This window comes from Variovorax sp. VaC1 (assembly GCF_043658315.1).
Lineage (GTDB): Bacteria > Pseudomonadota > Gammaproteobacteria > Burkholderiales > Burkholderiaceae_C > Variovorax.
This window is the reverse complement of the sequence record NZ_JBIGLT010000004.1, coordinates 103653-118097: the sequence shown is the minus strand read 5'-3', so window position 1 is coordinate 118097 and position 14445 is coordinate 103653. Positions and strand designations below refer to the sequence as shown.

Below are 14445 nucleotides of genomic sequence, written 5' to 3'. Positions count from 1 at the left end.
GCCATGACGAGCAGCAGCTTTCTCTCCCTTCGCGGCATCGGCAAGTCCTTTGGCGCCACCCGCGTGCTCGACGGCATCGACCTGGACATCGAGCCCGGCGAGTTCGTCTGCCTGCTCGGCCCCTCGGGCTGCGGCAAGACCACGCTGCTGCGCATCGTCTGCGGCATTGAGCGTGCCGACAGCGGCCAGATCCTGCTCGGCGGCCAGGACATCGCGGGCCTGCCGCCCGCGGCGCGCGGCTTCGGCGTGGTGTTCCAGTCGTATGCGCTGTTTCCCAACCTGACGGCGGCGCAGAACATCGCCTACGGCCTGCATCCCACGGGCGCACTGGCGCGCGAGATGGCCAAGCGCTCGCGCGAGATGCTCGACCTGGTGGGGCTTGCCGCGCATGCCGACAAGTACCCCGTGCAACTGTCGGGCGGGCAGCAGCAGCGCATTGCGCTGGCCCGCGCGCTTGCGCCCAACCCGCGCCTGCTGCTGCTCGACGAGCCGCTCTCGGCGCTCGACGCGCAGGTGCGCGCCAGCCTGCGCAGCGAAATCCGCGCGCTGCAGAAGCGCCTGGGCATCGTCACCATCATGGTCACGCACGACCAGGAAGAAGCCCTCTCGATGGCCGACCGCGTGGTGCTGATGCACAACGGCCGCATCGAGCAGGCCGGCACACCCGACGAGCTGTACCGCCAGCCGCGCACGCGTTTCGTGGCCGGCTTCGTCGGCCGCATGAACATGCTGCCCGCGACCGTGCTGGCCGACGGCAAAGTGCGTGTGCGCGACAGCGAACTGTTCTGCGCGCCGGGCAACCTCAGCGTGGGTTCGCAGGCCACGGTAGGCATCCGGCCGGAGCATGTGGTGGTGAAGCGCTTCGGCTCCGAGCTTGGCGCCAACAGCTTCGCGGCACGCCTGCTCGACACCGAGTTCTTCGGCAACCGCACGTCGGCTCGCCTCGCCTGCGAGCCGCTGGGCATCGAGATCGAGGCCGAGCTGCCCGCCGATGCGCGCGGCGGTGGCGGCGAGCCATTGGTGCCCAGCAGCATGGTGCATATCCAGTTGCCGCTCAACGCGCTGTCGGTCCTGGCGCAATGAGCAGTTCTCCCGACGCCATCGCCATCGTGCCGGTGGCCGTGGCGCGCGGCAGTGCATTCGACCGCGAGCGCTGGCTGACCGGCGCCGCCGTGTTGCTGGTCGTGCTGCTGCTGGTTGTGATCGTCGCGCTGCCCGTGGGCGCGCTGGTCGGCCAGAGCTTCTTCGACCGCGCGGGCGTCTTCGTCGGTGCCGCGAATTTCGCGCGCTACCTCGACAGCCCCGCGCTCGTGCAGTCGGCCTTCAACAGCCTGGGGCTCGCCGCGATCAGCGCGGTCATCTGCACCGCCATCGCTTATGTGTACGCCTACGGGCTCACGCTCTCGTGCATGCCGGCCAAGGGCCTGCTGCGCGCGGTGGCGCTGGTGCCGCTGCTCGCGCCTTCGCTGCTGCCGGCCATCAGTCTCGTGTACCTCTTCGGCAACCAGGGCCTGTTCAAGGGACTGCTGGGCGACGTGTCGATCTACGGGCCGCTGGGCATCGTGCTCGGCTCGGTGTTCTGGACGCTGCCGCATGCGCTGCTGATCCTCACCACGGCCATGGCCACCTCCGACGGCCGCCTGTACGAAGCCGCGCAGACGCTGGGCGCCTCGCGCTGGCGCATCTTCCGCACCGTCACGCTGCCGTCTTCACGCTACGGGCTGATCGTGGCCGCGATGGTGGTGTTCGTGCTGGTCATCACCGACTTCGGCGTGCCGAAGGTGGTGGGCGGCCAGACCGGCGTGCTGGCCACCGACATCTACAAGCAGGTGGTGGGGCAGCAGAACTTCCAGATGGGCGCGGTGGTCGGCCTCGTGCTGCTCATTCCTGCCGTGCTGTCTTTCCTGGTCGAGCGCCGCGTGCGCAGCAAGCAGGCCGCGGCGCTGTCGGCGCGCGCCACGCCCTACCAGCCCGAGCCGGTGAAGGTGCGCGACCGCGCGCTGCTGGTATTCTGCGCGCTCACGGCCTGCGCCATCCTCGTGATGATCGGCATGGCGGTGTTTGCATCGCTGGCCACCTACTGGCCCTACCAGCTCGCGCCGTCGTTCAAGAACTACGACTTCAGCAACATGGACGGCGGTGGCTGGGACAGCTACTTCAACTCGCTGCGGCTGGCCGTGTGCGCCGCGGTGGCGGGCGCGTTCATCACCTTCATCTCGGCCTACCTGGTTGAGAAGCCGCGCCACTTCGGCCTGCTGCGCGAGCTGCTGAACCTGCTGGCCAACCTGCCGCTGGCGGTGCCGGGGCTGGTGCTGGGCGTGGGCTACATCTTCTTCTTCATCTCGCCGTCGAACCCGCTGCGCGCCATCTACGGCAGCATGACGATCCTTGTGGTCTGCACGGTGGCGCACTTCTTCTCGGTGGCGCACCTCACGTCGCTCACTGCGCTGCGCCAGCTCGACCGCGAGTACGAGCTGGTGTCGGAGTCGATGGGCGTGCCCTTCTGGCACACGCTGTGGCGCGTGCACCTGCCGGTGGCGCTGCCGACCGTGCTCAACGTGGGCGGCTATTTCTTCGTCAACGCGATGACGACCGTGTCGGCCGTCGTGTTCCTTTATTCGCCGCAGACCACGCTGGCGGCCATCGCCGTGCTCAACATGGACGACGCCGGCGACGTGGCGCCCGCCGCCGCCATGGCCTCGCTGATCATGCTCACCGCTGCCATCGGCCGTGGCCTGTTCGCGCTGGCCGGGCACTGGGCGCTCAAGCGTACGCAAGCCTGGAGAACCCGCTGATGCCCGGCGCCCATCACCAAGACAACTTCGACCTGATCGTGGTCGGCGCCGGCATCGTCGGCCTGGCCCATGCGTACACCGCCGCGCAGCGCGGCCTCAAGGTCTGCGTGGTCGAGCGCGATGCCGCGGCCATCGGCGCCTCGATCCGCAACTTCGGCTTCATCACCATCACCGGCCAGGCGCCCGGCGACACCTGGCGCCGGGCGATGCATGCGCGCGAGGTGTGGCAGGCGGTGGCGCCGCAGGCGGGCATCGACATCGTGCACCGCAACCTCCGGCTCGCGGCCTACCGCCCCGAGGCGCACACGGTGCTCGAAGCCTTCATGCGCACGCCGATGGGCGAGGGTTGCGAACTGCTCGAAGCCATCGACGCGCAGGCCAAAGCGCCGGCACTGAGCCTGGCCGACGCCCGCTCGGTGCTGTTCAGCCCGCACGAGCTGCGCGTCGAATCGCGCACGGCCATCGGCCTGCTCGCCCAGTGGCTGGCCGAGGTGCACGGCGTGGTGTTCCGCTTCGGCGAGACCGTGCACGAGGTAGAAACGCCGCGCGTGCGCACCTCGCGCGGCATCCTTCGTGGCGAACGCGTGGTGGTCTGCACCAACACCGACCTGCACGGCCTGTTCGCCGACCGCATCGCCGCGCACAAGCTCACGCTGTGCCGCCTGCAGATGCTGCGCGTGAAGCCCGAGGCCGGCTTTCATCTGCCGGGCTCCGTGATGATGGACCTGAGCCTCGTGCGCTACGAGGGCTACAGCACCTTGCCCGAGGCCGCCGCGCTGCGCGCGCGCCTGCAGCAGGAAGAAGCCGCCTCGCTCGAACACGGCATTCACCTGATCGTGGTGCAAAGCGCCGACGGCTCGCTGGTGGTGGGCGACTCGCACCACTACGGCGATGCGCCCGAGCCCTTCGCGATGGAAGAGGTCGACCAGCTCATCCTGCGGCACCTGCGCAGCACGCTCAACCTCGAAACCGCGCAGATCACCGAGCGCTGGACCGGCGTCTATCCGTCGTCCAAGACCACGCCCTGTGTGATCGATGCGCCCGACGACGCCACGCGCGTGGTGCTGGTCACCAGCGGCAGCGGCGCCAGCACCGGCTTCGGCATTGCGCACGACGTCTTCAACGCCTGGTGATAAGCGCATCGCGCTCGCCCTCCGACCGATCCCTTTCATCTTTTCAGCCATGAACGCCCACAACCACTCCCAGCTCCAGGCCGTCGTCTTCGACTGGGCCGGCACCATCCTCGACTTCGGCTCCTGCGCGCCCATGGGCGCCTTCGTGAAGCTGTTCGAACAGTTCGGCGTGGACATCACCATCGCCGAGGCGCGCGGCCCGATGGGCATGGCCAAGTGGGACCACATCAAGGCGCTCGGCACGCTGCCGCGCATCGCCTCGCAGTGGGAGGCCAAGCACGGCCACGCCTTCAACGACGCCGACGTCGACAAGCTCTATGAAGTGTTCACGCCCATGAACGCGGCCAGCGCACGCGACCATGCCGACTTCATTCCCGGCGCGATCGATGCGGTGAACGCGGCGCGCCAGCGCGGCCTGAAGATCGGCTCGACCACCGGCTACAACCGTCCGATCATGGAAGTGGTCGTGCCCATCGCCGCGGCCGGCGGCTACGCGCCCGACAACCTCGTGTGCGGTGGCGACCTTGCCGAAGGCCGCCCGTCGCCGCTCATGATGTACCGCTGCTTCGCCGACCTGGGCGTGTGGCCGCCGCACACCGTGGTGAAGGTCGACGACACCGGCGTGGGCCTGCAGGAAGGCCTGAACGCCGGCACCTGGGCCGTGGGCCTGTCGGTCAGCGGCAATGCCAACGGCCTCACGCTGGCCGAATGGCAGGCACTCGACGCCGACCAGCAGCAGGAGCGCCGTGCGCGCGCCACCGCCGAACTCGAAGCCGCTGGCGCGCACTACGTGATCGACAGCGTGGCCGACCTGCCGAAGGTGCTGGAAGACATCGAGCGCCGGCTGCAGGCGGGCGAGCGCCCGTCCACGGCGGCCTGACCCGATCGGATGCCATACGGCGCTGTCCGGCGAAAGCGGCAGCGTCCGACTTGACGCCCGCGCGCGCGGGCCTAGCATGCCTCGCATGCGAAGCACAGCCTTTGTTCTTCTCTTCTGCCTCGGCCTGCTGATGGCCGCGTGCGACGACAAGCCGACCAAGCCCGGCGTGCCGGTGCCCAAGGCAACTGCGGCCGGCACCGTCACCGGGACGGCCGCGCCGCAGCGCTGACCGACCGGCACCTCTCCACGCGGGGCGCGGGCTACTCCAGCGTCATGTGCGACGCGGTGACGATCTGCGCCATGCGCGTGCGTTCTTCGGAAAGAAACTTCTCGAACTCCGCACGCGCCAGCAGCATCGGCTGCGCGCCGCCGCGCTCGGTCTGCGCGATCAAGTCGGCGTCTTCCCTGAAGGCCCGCAGCGTGACGTCGGCGATGCGGTCGAGAATCGCGGCCGGCGTGCCCTTTGGCGCGAAGATGCCGCCCCAGTGCTGCATGAGGATCGTGGGGAAGCCTTGCTCCACCGTGGTCGGCACCTGCTTCATCGGCCCTGTGCGCTCGCGCGCCGCCAGGGCCAGCGCGCGCAGCCGGCCGGATTGCACGAAAGCCGAAACGCCGATGGGCGCCTCCGAGGCCAGGTCGACCTCGCCGCCGACGATGGCATTCACCGTCTGCGAGCCGCTCTTGTAGTGCACCAGCGTCACCGGCACGCCGAGTGCCGACTCCACCATCTCCGCCACGAAGTGGCCCGTGCTGCCGCTGCCAGCGGTGCCGAAGTTCAGCCGGCCCTTGGCGCGCGCCCAGGCCTGCAACTCCTTCAGGTTCTTCGCCGGCACGCTCGCATTGGTGACCAGCACCGAGGGCGCGGTGCTGGTGCCCACGACCGGCACCAGATCGGTTTCCGCATAGGGCATCTTCGGGCGCAACAGCGCGTTGGCGATGGCGCCGTTGCCGGCCGACAGCCACGTGTAGCCGTCGGGCGCGCTCTTGGCCACGTACTCGCTGCCGATGATGCCGCCCGCGCCCGGCCGGTTGTCCACGATGATGGTCTGGTTCAGCCGCTTGCCCTGCGCCTGCGCCATCGCGCGCACGTTGGTGTCGCCGGGGCCGCCGGCGGAAAACGGCAGCACCAGCCGTATCGGCTTGCCGGCGGGCCACGGGTCTTGTGCGCGAGCGGGCAGGGCGGCGGTGCCCGCGAGTGCCAGCAGGCCCAGCGAGAAGGTGCGGCGGTCGGGGTGCGCAAGTGTGTGCGTCATGGTGTCTTGTCTCCTTTTTTGGGGCGCGTCAGTCGAAGGCGGCCGCCACCGGCGGCGCCAGCAGCGCGAGCAGTTCGCGCACGTCGGGCAGGTCTTCGATGGAACGGACCATGTCTTCGATGGCCTTCTGCCGTGCGCCGTCGATCAGCCCATCGGTCAGCGTGCGGTACTTGGCGGCCACCTCGTCGCTGCTTTGCGGCGACTCGATGGCGCGCGATGAATTGCGCTCGACCTGGATGCGCTGGCCGTCGATGAAGCTCACCACCAGCCGCACACGGCCCCGCTTGAGCGGGCCACCCGCGTCGAACTCGGGCTGGTGCCGCACCTCGATGCGCGGAATCAGCGCCCACACGTCGTCGGCGTCGATGCGCGCGGGCGCGAACTGCTTCACCATCGCTTCGCCGTCGAGCACCGCCACGGCGAGCGCGTAGCCGATGTTCATCTGCGCGCCGATGGGCGTCAGCGGCCGTTCGGGCACCCACCAGCCGTGGTGGTAGACCGCATGGCTCACTTCGACCTCGATGCGCGCGATTTCTTGCGGCACGAGCTTGCGCTGTGCACCGGCGTCGAACAGCGCGTCGAGCGGCGAGTGGATGCCGCCCATCGCGGCATACGGCTTGATGACGATGCGCTCCACTTCCCAACGCTCGCCCAGCGCCTCGGTGATCTTCGATGCGTCGGGGTCGTGGCCTTCGCCGAAGGTCGAGAGAAAGCCGCCGTACTCGCGCTCGAACACGCGCTTGATGCCGGTGTAGCCACCTTCGGCCAGCACCGCCGCATAGAGCCCGTTGCGCGCCGAGAAGCCGTGGTGCATGCGCTTGCACATCGCCTCGTACTGCGCGGCCATGAGGCCGGCCGACTGCGTGCCCGCCAGGCCCAATGTGTCTTCGAAGCGTGCCGCGTCGAGGCCCAGCAACTTGCCGACCGACGCGGCCGCCGCATGCGTGCCGAACACCGAGCCCGAATGCCAGCCGCGCGACAGCATCTGCGCACCGTGCAGCGCCATGCCCACGCGCGGCCCGACCTCGTAGCCGGCCAGCGCGGCTTCGAGGAACTGGCGACCGCTCACCTTCGCATCGCCTTCCGAAGCGGCCCACAGCGCGGGCAGCACGATCGATGCGCTGTGCAGCGGCCCCAGCGGGTGGTAGTCGTCCAGCTCGAAGCCCTGGATAAAGGTGCCGTTGAGCAGCGCCGCGCCCGGCGCGCTGGTGCGCGCGCCCCAGCCGACGATGGTGCGGTCGCCGCGGCCCTCGAACTTCTGCACGATCTGCGCGGCGGTGCGCGACCACGGCAGCTGTGCGCCCACGATGGCGCAGGCGATGCCGTCGAGCGTGAGCGCCTTGGCGCGTTCGCGCGCCGAGGCGGGTGCGTCGCCGAGTCGGAAGCCGGCGAGCCAATGGGCAAGGCGGCCGGTGGGGCCTGTGGGATCGGTGGCGTCGGTCGCAGTGGTGGCGGGGGCGGTGTGCATGCGGTGGCTCCGGTTTTCTTCAATCGATCTGGACGCGGCCGTCGGTCACGGCCTTGCCCCATTTCTTCACTTCGGTCTGCAGGAAGGCCGCAAAGTGGGCGGGCGTGTCGACCTGCACTTCGGAGCCGATGGCGCGCGTGGCCTCCACCAGCTCGGGGCTGGCGGCGGCGCGGTGGATGGCCGCGTTCAGCGCATCGACCGTGGCCTGCGGCGTGCCAGCCGGCGCGAGAAAGCCGACCCACGAATTGACCTCGAAGCCCTTGAGGCCCTGTTCATCCACCGTGGCCAGCGAGGGCAGCTGCGGGTTGCGCTGGAGCCCCGAGATGGCCAGCGCCTTCAGCTTGCCCGACTTCACGTGCGGCAATGCTGCCGGCACGGCGTCGAACATCAGCGACACCTGGCCGCCCATCAGGTCGTTCAGCGCGGCGGGCGAGCCCTTGTAGGGAATGTGATTGAGCTGTATGCCGGCCTGCGCCTGAAACAGTTCCATCGCCAGGTGCGCGGTGATGCCGTTGCCGCCCGAGCCGAAGTCGATCTTGCCGGGCCGCGTCTTCGCATAGGCGACCAGCTCCTTCACGTTGTTCGGCGGGAACGACGGATTGGCCACCAGCAGCAGCGGGCCCATGCTCACCATCGAGATCGGCGCAAAGTCTTTCAGCGTGTCGTAGGGCAGCTTCTTGTAGAGCGTGGGGTTGATGGCCATCTGACCCAGCGTGCCGAGCAGCAGCGTGCTGCCGTCGGGCGCGCTCTTCTTCACTTCCTGTGCGCCGATGCTGCCGTTGGCGCCCGCGCGGTTGTCGACGTAGACGGGCTGGCCCAGCTCCTTGGTGAGCGCGGCGGCGTAGTTGCGCGCGATGATGTCCACCGTCTGCCCTGCCGGGTAGCCAACCACGATGCGCAGCGGCTTGGCCGGCAGCGGGCCTTGGGCCAATGCCGCAGTGGTTGCGGCGGCAATGCAGAACGCGCCGAGCACACGCCGCGAGAGGCTTGCCTTCTTCATGCCTGTTCCTCCACCGGCACATAGACCTCGCCCGCCATCAGCCGGCGCGCCGTGCGCGTGAGGCCGAGCGCCGAGAAGCGGATGTCCGCAGGGTCGGCCGCCGCTTCGGCCACCACCTTCACTTCCATCACGCCCAGCGGATGGCCGATGCGCAGCGTGCCGGTGGCCGCACGCGCCGCGCCGACCGCCTGGTGCACCGTCGAGCCCGGCACGCGCGAGGCGGCCGCCGTGCACATCGAGCCCGTGCCGGCCATGCTGTCGTGGCACTTGCCGAGGAACACGAGCCGCGCGCGCAGGTCCATCGAAGCGGCCTCCTGCGTGTCGCCGTTCACGTCGGCGTAGCCCGCCGGCGGCGCGACGATCACCGCCAGCGGCAGGCCCGGCAGGTGCACGTCGCGCCAGTCGGCATAGAGGCCGATGCGCTGGCCCATCTTCGACTGGATCTCGCCCAGCGTCTCGATGAGTGCGCGGTCGGCGCTGATGGCGTCGGGCAGCTCGCTGCCGCTCATGCCGAGGGACGATGCCGCGATGAACACGCAGGGGTTGGCGGTGTCGCACACCGAGACCTCGATGCGACGGCCGTCTTCCAGCGCCACCGTGTCCACGGCATTGCCCGTGGGCAGCAGGCGGCCGGTTTTGGCGCCCACGGTGCCCGCGTAGTCCATGAGGATCTCGGCGCCCGTGCCGGGCACGCCGGGAATGGCGCAGTCGCCGTGCACGCGGGCCTTGCCGTTCTTCACCTGCACCTTCGAGACCAGCAGCTTGTCGGTGTTGGTGTTGTAGATGCGCACGGTGGTCACCGGCTCGATTGCTTCCACCAGCCCCTCGTCGATGGCGAAAGGCGCGACGGCCGAGGAGATGTTGCCGCAGTTGGCGTCGTGGCCGACGATGTCGCGGTCCACGTCGACCTGCGCGAAGGTGTAGTCGACGTCCGCGTCCTCTCGCGCCGAGCGCTGGATGATCGCGACCTTGGAAGTCACGAGCCGCGAGCCGCCCATGCCGTCGATCTGCAGCACGTCGGGCGTGCCCATCGCGCGCTTGAGCAGCCGGTCGCGCGCGGGGCCCGCGGGCGGCACGTCGCGCTCATGAAAGAAAAGCGCCTTGCTGGTGCCGCCGCGCATCAGCACGCAGCGCACGGCGACCTGTTCGGTCCCGGAGGTGGAAGCCATGGTCTTGTTCCTTGTCCTTGAATGGAGATGGAAAGCCGCCGGGCGCGGCCGATGCGCGGCGCCCGGCATGGGGAAGGTGGATGGGTGGATCAGTCGAGCGGATAGAGCTTGACGAGCGCCGCCATGCGCTCGCTGTCTTCGCGCACCTGCGCCGCGAAGGCTGCCGGCGCGTTGACCACCGGCTCGGCGCCGGCGGAGGCAATCGTCTGCTGCACGTCGGCGTCTTTCACGGCCTCGTGCAGCGCGGCGACGATGCCCTGCGTCACGGCCGGCGGCGTGCCCTTGGGTGCGAACAGGCCGAACCACGTGACCGACCGGAACTGCGGATAGCCGGCCTCGGCGGTGGTCGGCACCTCGGGCAGCGCGGCCGCGCGCTTCGACCCCTGCGTGGCGAGGATCTTCAGCGCGCCCGACTTGTAGTGCGGCAGCGCGGCCGTGATGCCGGTGAACGCCATGTTCACGTTGTTGGCGATCATGTCGGTCACGATCGCGCCCGTGCCGCGGTAGTTGACGACGATCAGGTTCGGCAGGCCCGCCTCGGCGGCAAGCTGCTTCGCGGAGACGCGCGCCGTCGCTTCGCCGGTGCCGAGCGAACAGGGCTGCGCGGCGGTCTTGCAGTAGCGGATGAACTCGCCGAAGGTCTTGACTGGCAGCTTCGCGCTGACGACCACGGCGGCGGGCGATTGCGACACCGCCGTCACCGGCTCCAGCCGCGCGAGCGGGTCGACGCCCTTCAGGCCCGGCGTGTACTTGGTGACCACGATGGACGGCACCTGCAGCAGCAGCGTGTAGCCGTCGGGCTTGGCCTCCATCACGCGGCGCGTGCCGATCAGGCCGTCGGCGCCGGGGACGTTCTCGACCACCACGGGCTGCTTCCAGATCACGCCGAGCTGCTTGGAGACGGCGCGGGCCGTGGCGTCGGTGCCGCCGCCGGCCGAATAGGGAACGACCAGCGTCACGGGGCGGTCGGGGTGCCAGCTCGCCTGGGCGAAGGCCGGTGGTGCCAATGCGAGCAACACGGCCGCGGGGAGCAGGGCACACGCTGATGGAGGCCGCTTGGGCCTGAAGGGGCTGTCGAACATCTTGTCTCCGTTTTTTGAATGAATGAATCAATGAGCGAGAGGCGGCGCCGTGCCTCAGGGCGACGAAGGCACGACCGTCCGGCCGCGCCAGTCGCGCTGGTAGAGGCCATCGAGGCGCCCACGCGCCAGGGCGTGGGCATGCAGCCAGGGCAGCAGACCGCCTTCGCGCGAAAGATCGGGCGGCGGCATGGCGTCGAGCGCGTAGAGCTGGAACACGTAGCGGTGCGGGCCGTGGCCGGGCAAGGGGCGCGGGCCGTCGTAGCCCATGCGCCCGAGGCCGTTCATCGCCAGCGTCACGCCAGCCGGGGCATGGCCGCTGTTCAAGGCACCTTCGGGCAGTGCGTTCAATGAAGAAGGACCCCAAGCGAGCGCATGCGTGATGGCGTGGGCCAGCGGCACGTCGGGGTCTTCGCACAGCAGCAGCCAATGCGTGGCCTGCGGCGGCAGCCCTTGCCACGCCAGCGCGGGCGAACGGTTGTCGCCGACGCCTTCGCCCGCCTGCCGCTGCGCCATCGCCTTGCCATGCGCGAAGTCCGTGCTCCGCAGTTCGATCGTCGTGGGCAGCCGGGCGAGCATCGCGTCGCTGCAGGCCAGGCTCGCATCGCCGGCATGGCGTCCGCGCGTGAGCAGTCCGGCCCAGCGCAGCACCCAGGGGTGCCGTTGCAGCGGGCTTGCAGCGCTGTGCGTCACGCCGCGGCTCCTTGTGCGGCGGGCCATGCCCAGGGGCGGCGCGCGCGGTCGGCCTGTTGCCATTCGCGGATGAGCGCGTCGTCCTTCAGCGTGAGGCCGATGTCGTCGAGGCCATGGAGCAGGGCCTCGCGGCGCAGCGGATCGATCTCGAACGGCGACACGCTGCCGTCCGGCGCCGTGACCGTGCGTGCCTGCAGATCGACCGTCACCGCCGCACCGCCCGCGCATTGCGCTGCCAGTGCCTCGACCTGCGCGATGGGCAGGCGCAGCGGCAGCACGCCGTTCTGGAAGCAGTTGTTGAAGAAGATGTCGCCGAAGCTCGGCGCGATCACGCAGCGAACGCCCAGGCCCATCAGCGCCCATACCGCGCCCTCGCGCGACGAACCGCAGCCGAAGTTCTCGGCGGCCAGCAGCACGGGGGCCTGGCGGAAGGCGGGCTGGTTCAACACGCAGGCCGGGTCTTCGCTGCCATCGGCGCGCAGGCGCAGCGCTTCGAAGGCAAAGGGACCGAGCTGGTCGCGCTGGAACGAGGTGAGGCGTTCGATGCGGATGATGACGTCGGTGTCGACGTTGGCGCGCATCAGCGGCACGGCGGGGCCGGTGACGGCGGTGAAGGGGGTCATGGTCATTTCAGCGTCCTCACGTCGGTGATGCAGCCGGTCACCGCCGCGGCCGCGGCCATCGCCGGGCTCGCGAGGTGCGTGCGTGCGCCCGGCCCTTGCCGTCCGACGAAGTTGCGGTTGGAGGTCGACACGCAGCGTGCCTTGGGCGGCACCTGCTCGCCGTTGGCGGCCACGCACATGCTGCAGCCGGGTTCGCGCCACTGGAAGCCGGCGGCCTCGAACACCTCGCGCAGCCCTTCGGCCTCGGCGGCGCGCTTGACGTTCTCGGAGCCGGGCACCACCCACGCAGTGACGCCTTGCGCCACATGGCGGCCGCGCGCCACTTCGGCGGCCGCGCGCAGGTCGGGCAGGCGCGAGTTGGCGCACGAGCCGATGAAGACCCAGTCGACCGGCGTGCCGGCGATGGCGGTGCGCGGCGCAAGGCCCATGTAGTCGAGCGCGGCTTCGATGGCGCCGCGGCCGGCAGCATCGGCAGCCGCCGATGGATCGGGCACGGTGCCGTCGATGGCGATGGCGTCCTCGGGGCTGGTGCCCCAGGTGATGGTGGGTGCGATCGCGCCGGCGTCGATGACCTCTTCGCGGTCGAACACGGCGTCGTCGTCCGAAGCCAGCGAGAGCCAGTACGCCGCCGCCGCATCGAAGGCCACGCCCGTGGGCGCGAAGCTGCGTCCGCGCACCCAGTCGACCGTGCGCTGGTCGGGTGCGATCAGGCCGAAGCGCGCGCCCAGTTCCACCGTGAGGTTGCACAGCGTGAGCCGCGCCTCGACATCGAGCGCGCGCACCGCCTCGCCCGCGAACTCGATCGCGTAGCCCACGCCGGCCGCCGCGCCGAGCGTGCCGATGATGTGCAGCGCCAGGTCTTTCGCGGTGACGCCCGTGCCGAGCACGCCGTCGCAGCGGATGCGCATGCGCCGTGGCTTCTGCTGGCGCAGCGTCTGCGTGGCCAGGGCGTGCGTGCTCTCCGAAGAGCCCACGCCGAAGGCCAGCGCACCGAGGCCGCCGTTGGTGCAGGTGTGGCTGTCGCCGCAGATCACGGTCAGGCCCGGCAGCACGATGCCCAGTTCGGGGCCCATCACATGCACGATGCCCTGGCCCGGCTGGCCGAGGTCGTAGAAGCGCACGCCCGATTTCGCGCTGAGGTCGCGCAGTGCGCCGTGCAGCCGGCCGCCGAGCGGGAAGGTGCCGGCCGTGCGGCCGGGCTGGCTCGATGCCGCGTGGTCGGGCGTGGCGAAGACCAGCGCCGGGTCGTGCAGCGGCAGCCCGCGCGCGGCCACTTCGGCCAGTGCGGGCGGGCCCGAGAGGTCGTGCAGCAGGTGGCGGTCGATGTGCAGCAGGGCCCAGCCATCGCCGAGCTCGCGCACGACGTGGGCGTCCCAGAGCTTGTCGAACAGGGTGCGGGCCATGTCAGCGGCTTTCCATGGTGGCGCCCGCGTTGAAACGCGTGCGCAGGGCGTCCCACTCGTCGGCGCCGAAGCGGCGGAAGGTCTGCGCCACGGTGGCGTTCACCGAAGGGGCCTTGAAGGTCGCCTTGAGTTCGGCCAGCGCCGCGTCGCCCGCCTCGATGGCGGCCTTGAGCATCAGCCCCGGCAGGATCGCGAGCTTGTAGCCCATGGCTTCGGCTTCGCGCAGGTCGAACACCGGCGTGCGGCCACCAGGCACCACGTTGAGCAGGCAGGGGCCGTGCACGCGTTTCGGCACGGCGGCCACTTCCTCGGGCGTCTGCGTGGCTTCGACGAAAGCCATGTCGGCACCGGCCTGCAGCGCGGCATTGGCGCGGTCGATGGCTTCGTCCAGGCCGAGCATGGCGCGCGCGTCGGTGCGGGCGATGACCACGAACTCCTTGCTGCGGCGCGCCTCCACCGCGGCGCGGATCTTCGAGACGAACTCCTCGCGCGACACCACCTCCTTGCCGTCGAGATGGCCGCAGCGCTTGGGCGAGACCTGGTCCTCGATGTGGATGGCGGCCACGCCGCGCGCCTCGTACTCGCGCACGGTGCGCGTCACGTTCAGCTCGTTGCCGTAGCCGGTGTCGGCATCGGCGATGAGCGGAATGGCGATCGAGCGCGCCATCACCGCGGCGTTGTCGACCATCTCGCTCATCGTGAGCAGGCCGAAGTCGGGAAAGCCGCGCGCGGCCGAGGTGCCGGCGCCCGTCATGTAGGCGGCGGCAAAGCCGGCCTGTTCGATCAGGCGCGCGCCGATGGCGTCGTAGGCGCCGGGGGCGATCACCATGCCGGGCGCGTCGAGCAACTGGCGAAGCGTGAGGGAAGGGTTCATGGCGGGCCTTGTTCCGTGGTGCTTGAGTTTATGTGTTTATATTCTAAGTACAACTAACTGAAATCCGCAAGTCAC

Annotated in this window: 14 protein-coding genes; 5 read left to right on the top strand and 9 right to left on the bottom strand. The window is 70.0% G+C overall.

Features of this window, described 5'->3' with window-relative positions; all coding sequences use genetic code 11:
• Positions 1 to 3: 3 nt before the first annotated feature.
• The 5 genes from ACGLHS_RS17430 to ACGLHS_RS17410 all read left to right on the top strand — a co-directional run bounded on the left by ACGLHS_RS17430 (position 4) and on the right by ACGLHS_RS17410 (position 5037).
• Positions 4 to 1083, top strand: a complete 1080-nt coding sequence (locus ACGLHS_RS17430) for an ABC transporter ATP-binding protein (protein WP_093245265.1) — start codon at positions 4 to 6, stop codon at positions 1081 to 1083.
• Positions 1080 to 2795, top strand: coding sequence for a putative 2-aminoethylphosphonate ABC transporter permease subunit (locus ACGLHS_RS17425; RefSeq protein WP_394481674.1), 1716 nt, complete (start codon positions 1080 to 1082; stop codon positions 2793 to 2795). Before ACGLHS_RS17430 ends, ACGLHS_RS17425 begins: the two co-directional genes overlap by 4 nt.
• Entirely contained in the window at positions 2795 to 3928 is a 1134-nt protein-coding gene (locus ACGLHS_RS17420) for a TIGR03364 family FAD-dependent oxidoreductase (protein ID WP_394481672.1), read from the top strand. The genes ACGLHS_RS17425 and ACGLHS_RS17420 overlap by 1 nt, the downstream gene beginning before the upstream one ends.
• A 49-nt stretch (positions 3929 to 3977) precedes the next feature.
• Entirely contained in the window at positions 3978 to 4808 is an 831-nt protein-coding gene (gene phnX / locus ACGLHS_RS17415; RefSeq protein WP_394481670.1) for a phosphonoacetaldehyde hydrolase, read from the top strand.
• 85 nt (positions 4809 to 4893) lie between these two features.
• Complete coding sequence (locus tag ACGLHS_RS17410) at positions 4894 to 5037, top strand: hypothetical protein (protein ID WP_176801209.1); 144 nt, start codon at positions 4894 to 4896, stop codon at positions 5035 to 5037.
• 31 nt (positions 5038 to 5068) lie between these two features.
• On the opposite strand, the gene ACGLHS_RS17405 is transcribed toward ACGLHS_RS17410, so the two are convergent.
• The 9 genes from ACGLHS_RS17405 to ACGLHS_RS17365 all read right to left on the bottom strand — a co-directional run bounded on the left by ACGLHS_RS17405 (position 5069) and on the right by ACGLHS_RS17365 (position 14370).
• Positions 5069 to 6061: a tripartite tricarboxylate transporter substrate binding protein gene (locus ACGLHS_RS17405; protein WP_394481668.1), complete on the bottom strand. Its 993-nt coding sequence runs from the start codon at positions 6059 to 6061 to the stop codon at positions 5069 to 5071.
• 28 nt (positions 6062 to 6089) lie between these two features.
• A complete protein-coding gene (locus tag ACGLHS_RS17400) occupies positions 6090 to 7529 on the bottom strand; it encodes an MmgE/PrpD family protein (RefSeq protein ID WP_394481666.1) in 1440 nt (479 codons plus the stop codon).
• Positions 7530 to 7548: 19 nt separating this feature from the next.
• A complete protein-coding gene (locus tag ACGLHS_RS17395; protein ID WP_394481664.1) occupies positions 7549 to 8529 on the bottom strand; it encodes a tripartite tricarboxylate transporter substrate binding protein in 981 nt (326 codons plus the stop codon).
• A complete protein-coding gene (locus tag ACGLHS_RS17390; RefSeq protein ID WP_394481662.1) occupies positions 8526 to 9698 on the bottom strand; it encodes a 2-methylaconitate cis-trans isomerase PrpF family protein in 1173 nt (390 codons plus the stop codon). Before ACGLHS_RS17390 ends, ACGLHS_RS17395 begins: the two co-directional genes overlap by 4 nt.
• 89 nt (positions 9699 to 9787) lie before the next feature.
• Positions 9788 to 10780 carry a Bug family tripartite tricarboxylate transporter substrate binding protein gene (locus ACGLHS_RS17385; protein ID WP_394481660.1) on the bottom strand — a complete coding sequence of 331 codons (993 nt, stop codon included), beginning with the start codon at positions 10778 to 10780 and terminating at the stop codon, positions 9788 to 9790.
• 54 nt (positions 10781 to 10834) lie between these two features.
• The gene (locus ACGLHS_RS17380) at positions 10835 to 11470 is read right to left on the bottom strand and encodes a YbhB/YbcL family Raf kinase inhibitor-like protein (protein WP_394481658.1); all 636 of its coding nucleotides are present in this window, start codon (positions 11468 to 11470) and stop codon (positions 10835 to 10837) included.
• Positions 11467 to 12093, bottom strand: coding sequence for a 3-isopropylmalate dehydratase small subunit (leuD, locus tag ACGLHS_RS17375; RefSeq protein WP_394482482.1), 627 nt, complete (start codon positions 12091 to 12093; stop codon positions 11467 to 11469). Before leuD ends, ACGLHS_RS17380 begins: the two co-directional genes overlap by 4 nt.
• A 2-nt stretch (positions 12094 to 12095) precedes the next feature.
• The gene (gene leuC / locus ACGLHS_RS17370; protein WP_394481656.1) at positions 12096 to 13496 is read right to left on the bottom strand and encodes a 3-isopropylmalate dehydratase large subunit; all 1401 of its coding nucleotides are present in this window, start codon (positions 13494 to 13496) and stop codon (positions 12096 to 12098) included.
• A gap of 1 nt (position 13497) precedes the next feature.
• The gene (locus ACGLHS_RS17365; RefSeq protein ID WP_394481654.1) at positions 13498 to 14370 is read right to left on the bottom strand and encodes an oxaloacetate decarboxylase; all 873 of its coding nucleotides are present in this window, start codon (positions 14368 to 14370) and stop codon (positions 13498 to 13500) included.
• Positions 14371 to 14445 lie beyond the last annotated feature (75 nt).

What these genes read in the sequence shown, in the direction of transcription:
- ACGLHS_RS17430 (WP_093245265.1), top strand. Translation starts at nt 4, where the DNA reads ATGACGAGCAGCAGCTTTCTCTCCCTTCGCGGCATCGGCAAGTCCTTT.
- ACGLHS_RS17425 (WP_394481674.1), top strand. Translation starts at nt 1,080, where the DNA reads ATGAGCAGTTCTCCCGACGCCATCGCCATCGTGCCGGTGGCCGTGGCG.
- ACGLHS_RS17420 (WP_394481672.1), top strand. Translation starts at nt 2,795, where the DNA reads ATGCCCGGCGCCCATCACCAAGACAACTTCGACCTGATCGTGGTCGGC.
- phnX (WP_394481670.1), top strand. Translation starts at nt 3,978, where the DNA reads ATGAACGCCCACAACCACTCCCAGCTCCAGGCCGTCGTCTTCGACTGG.
- ACGLHS_RS17410 (WP_176801209.1), top strand. Translation starts at nt 4,894, where the DNA reads ATGCGAAGCACAGCCTTTGTTCTTCTCTTCTGCCTCGGCCTGCTGATG.
- ACGLHS_RS17405 (WP_394481668.1), bottom strand. Translation starts at nt 6,061, where the DNA reads ATGACGCACACACTTGCGCACCCCGACCGCCGCACCTTCTCGCTGGGC.
- ACGLHS_RS17400 (WP_394481666.1), bottom strand. Translation starts at nt 7,529, where the DNA reads ATGCACACCGCCCCCGCCACCACTGCGACCGACGCCACCGATCCCACA.
- ACGLHS_RS17395 (WP_394481664.1), bottom strand. Translation starts at nt 8,529, where the DNA reads ATGAAGAAGGCAAGCCTCTCGCGGCGTGTGCTCGGCGCGTTCTGCATT.
- ACGLHS_RS17390 (WP_394481662.1), bottom strand. Translation starts at nt 9,698, where the DNA reads ATGGCTTCCACCTCCGGGACCGAACAGGTCGCCGTGCGCTGCGTGCTG.
- ACGLHS_RS17385 (WP_394481660.1), bottom strand. Translation starts at nt 10,780, where the DNA reads ATGTTCGACAGCCCCTTCAGGCCCAAGCGGCCTCCATCAGCGTGTGCC.
- leuD (WP_394482482.1), bottom strand. Translation starts at nt 12,093, where the DNA reads ATGACCCCCTTCACCGCCGTCACCGGCCCCGCCGTGCCGCTGATGCGC.
- leuC (WP_394481656.1), bottom strand. Translation starts at nt 13,496, where the DNA reads ATGGCCCGCACCCTGTTCGACAAGCTCTGGGACGCCCACGTCGTGCGC.
- ACGLHS_RS17365 (WP_394481654.1), bottom strand. Translation starts at nt 14,370, where the DNA reads ATGAACCCTTCCCTCACGCTTCGCCAGTTGCTCGACGCGCCCGGCATG.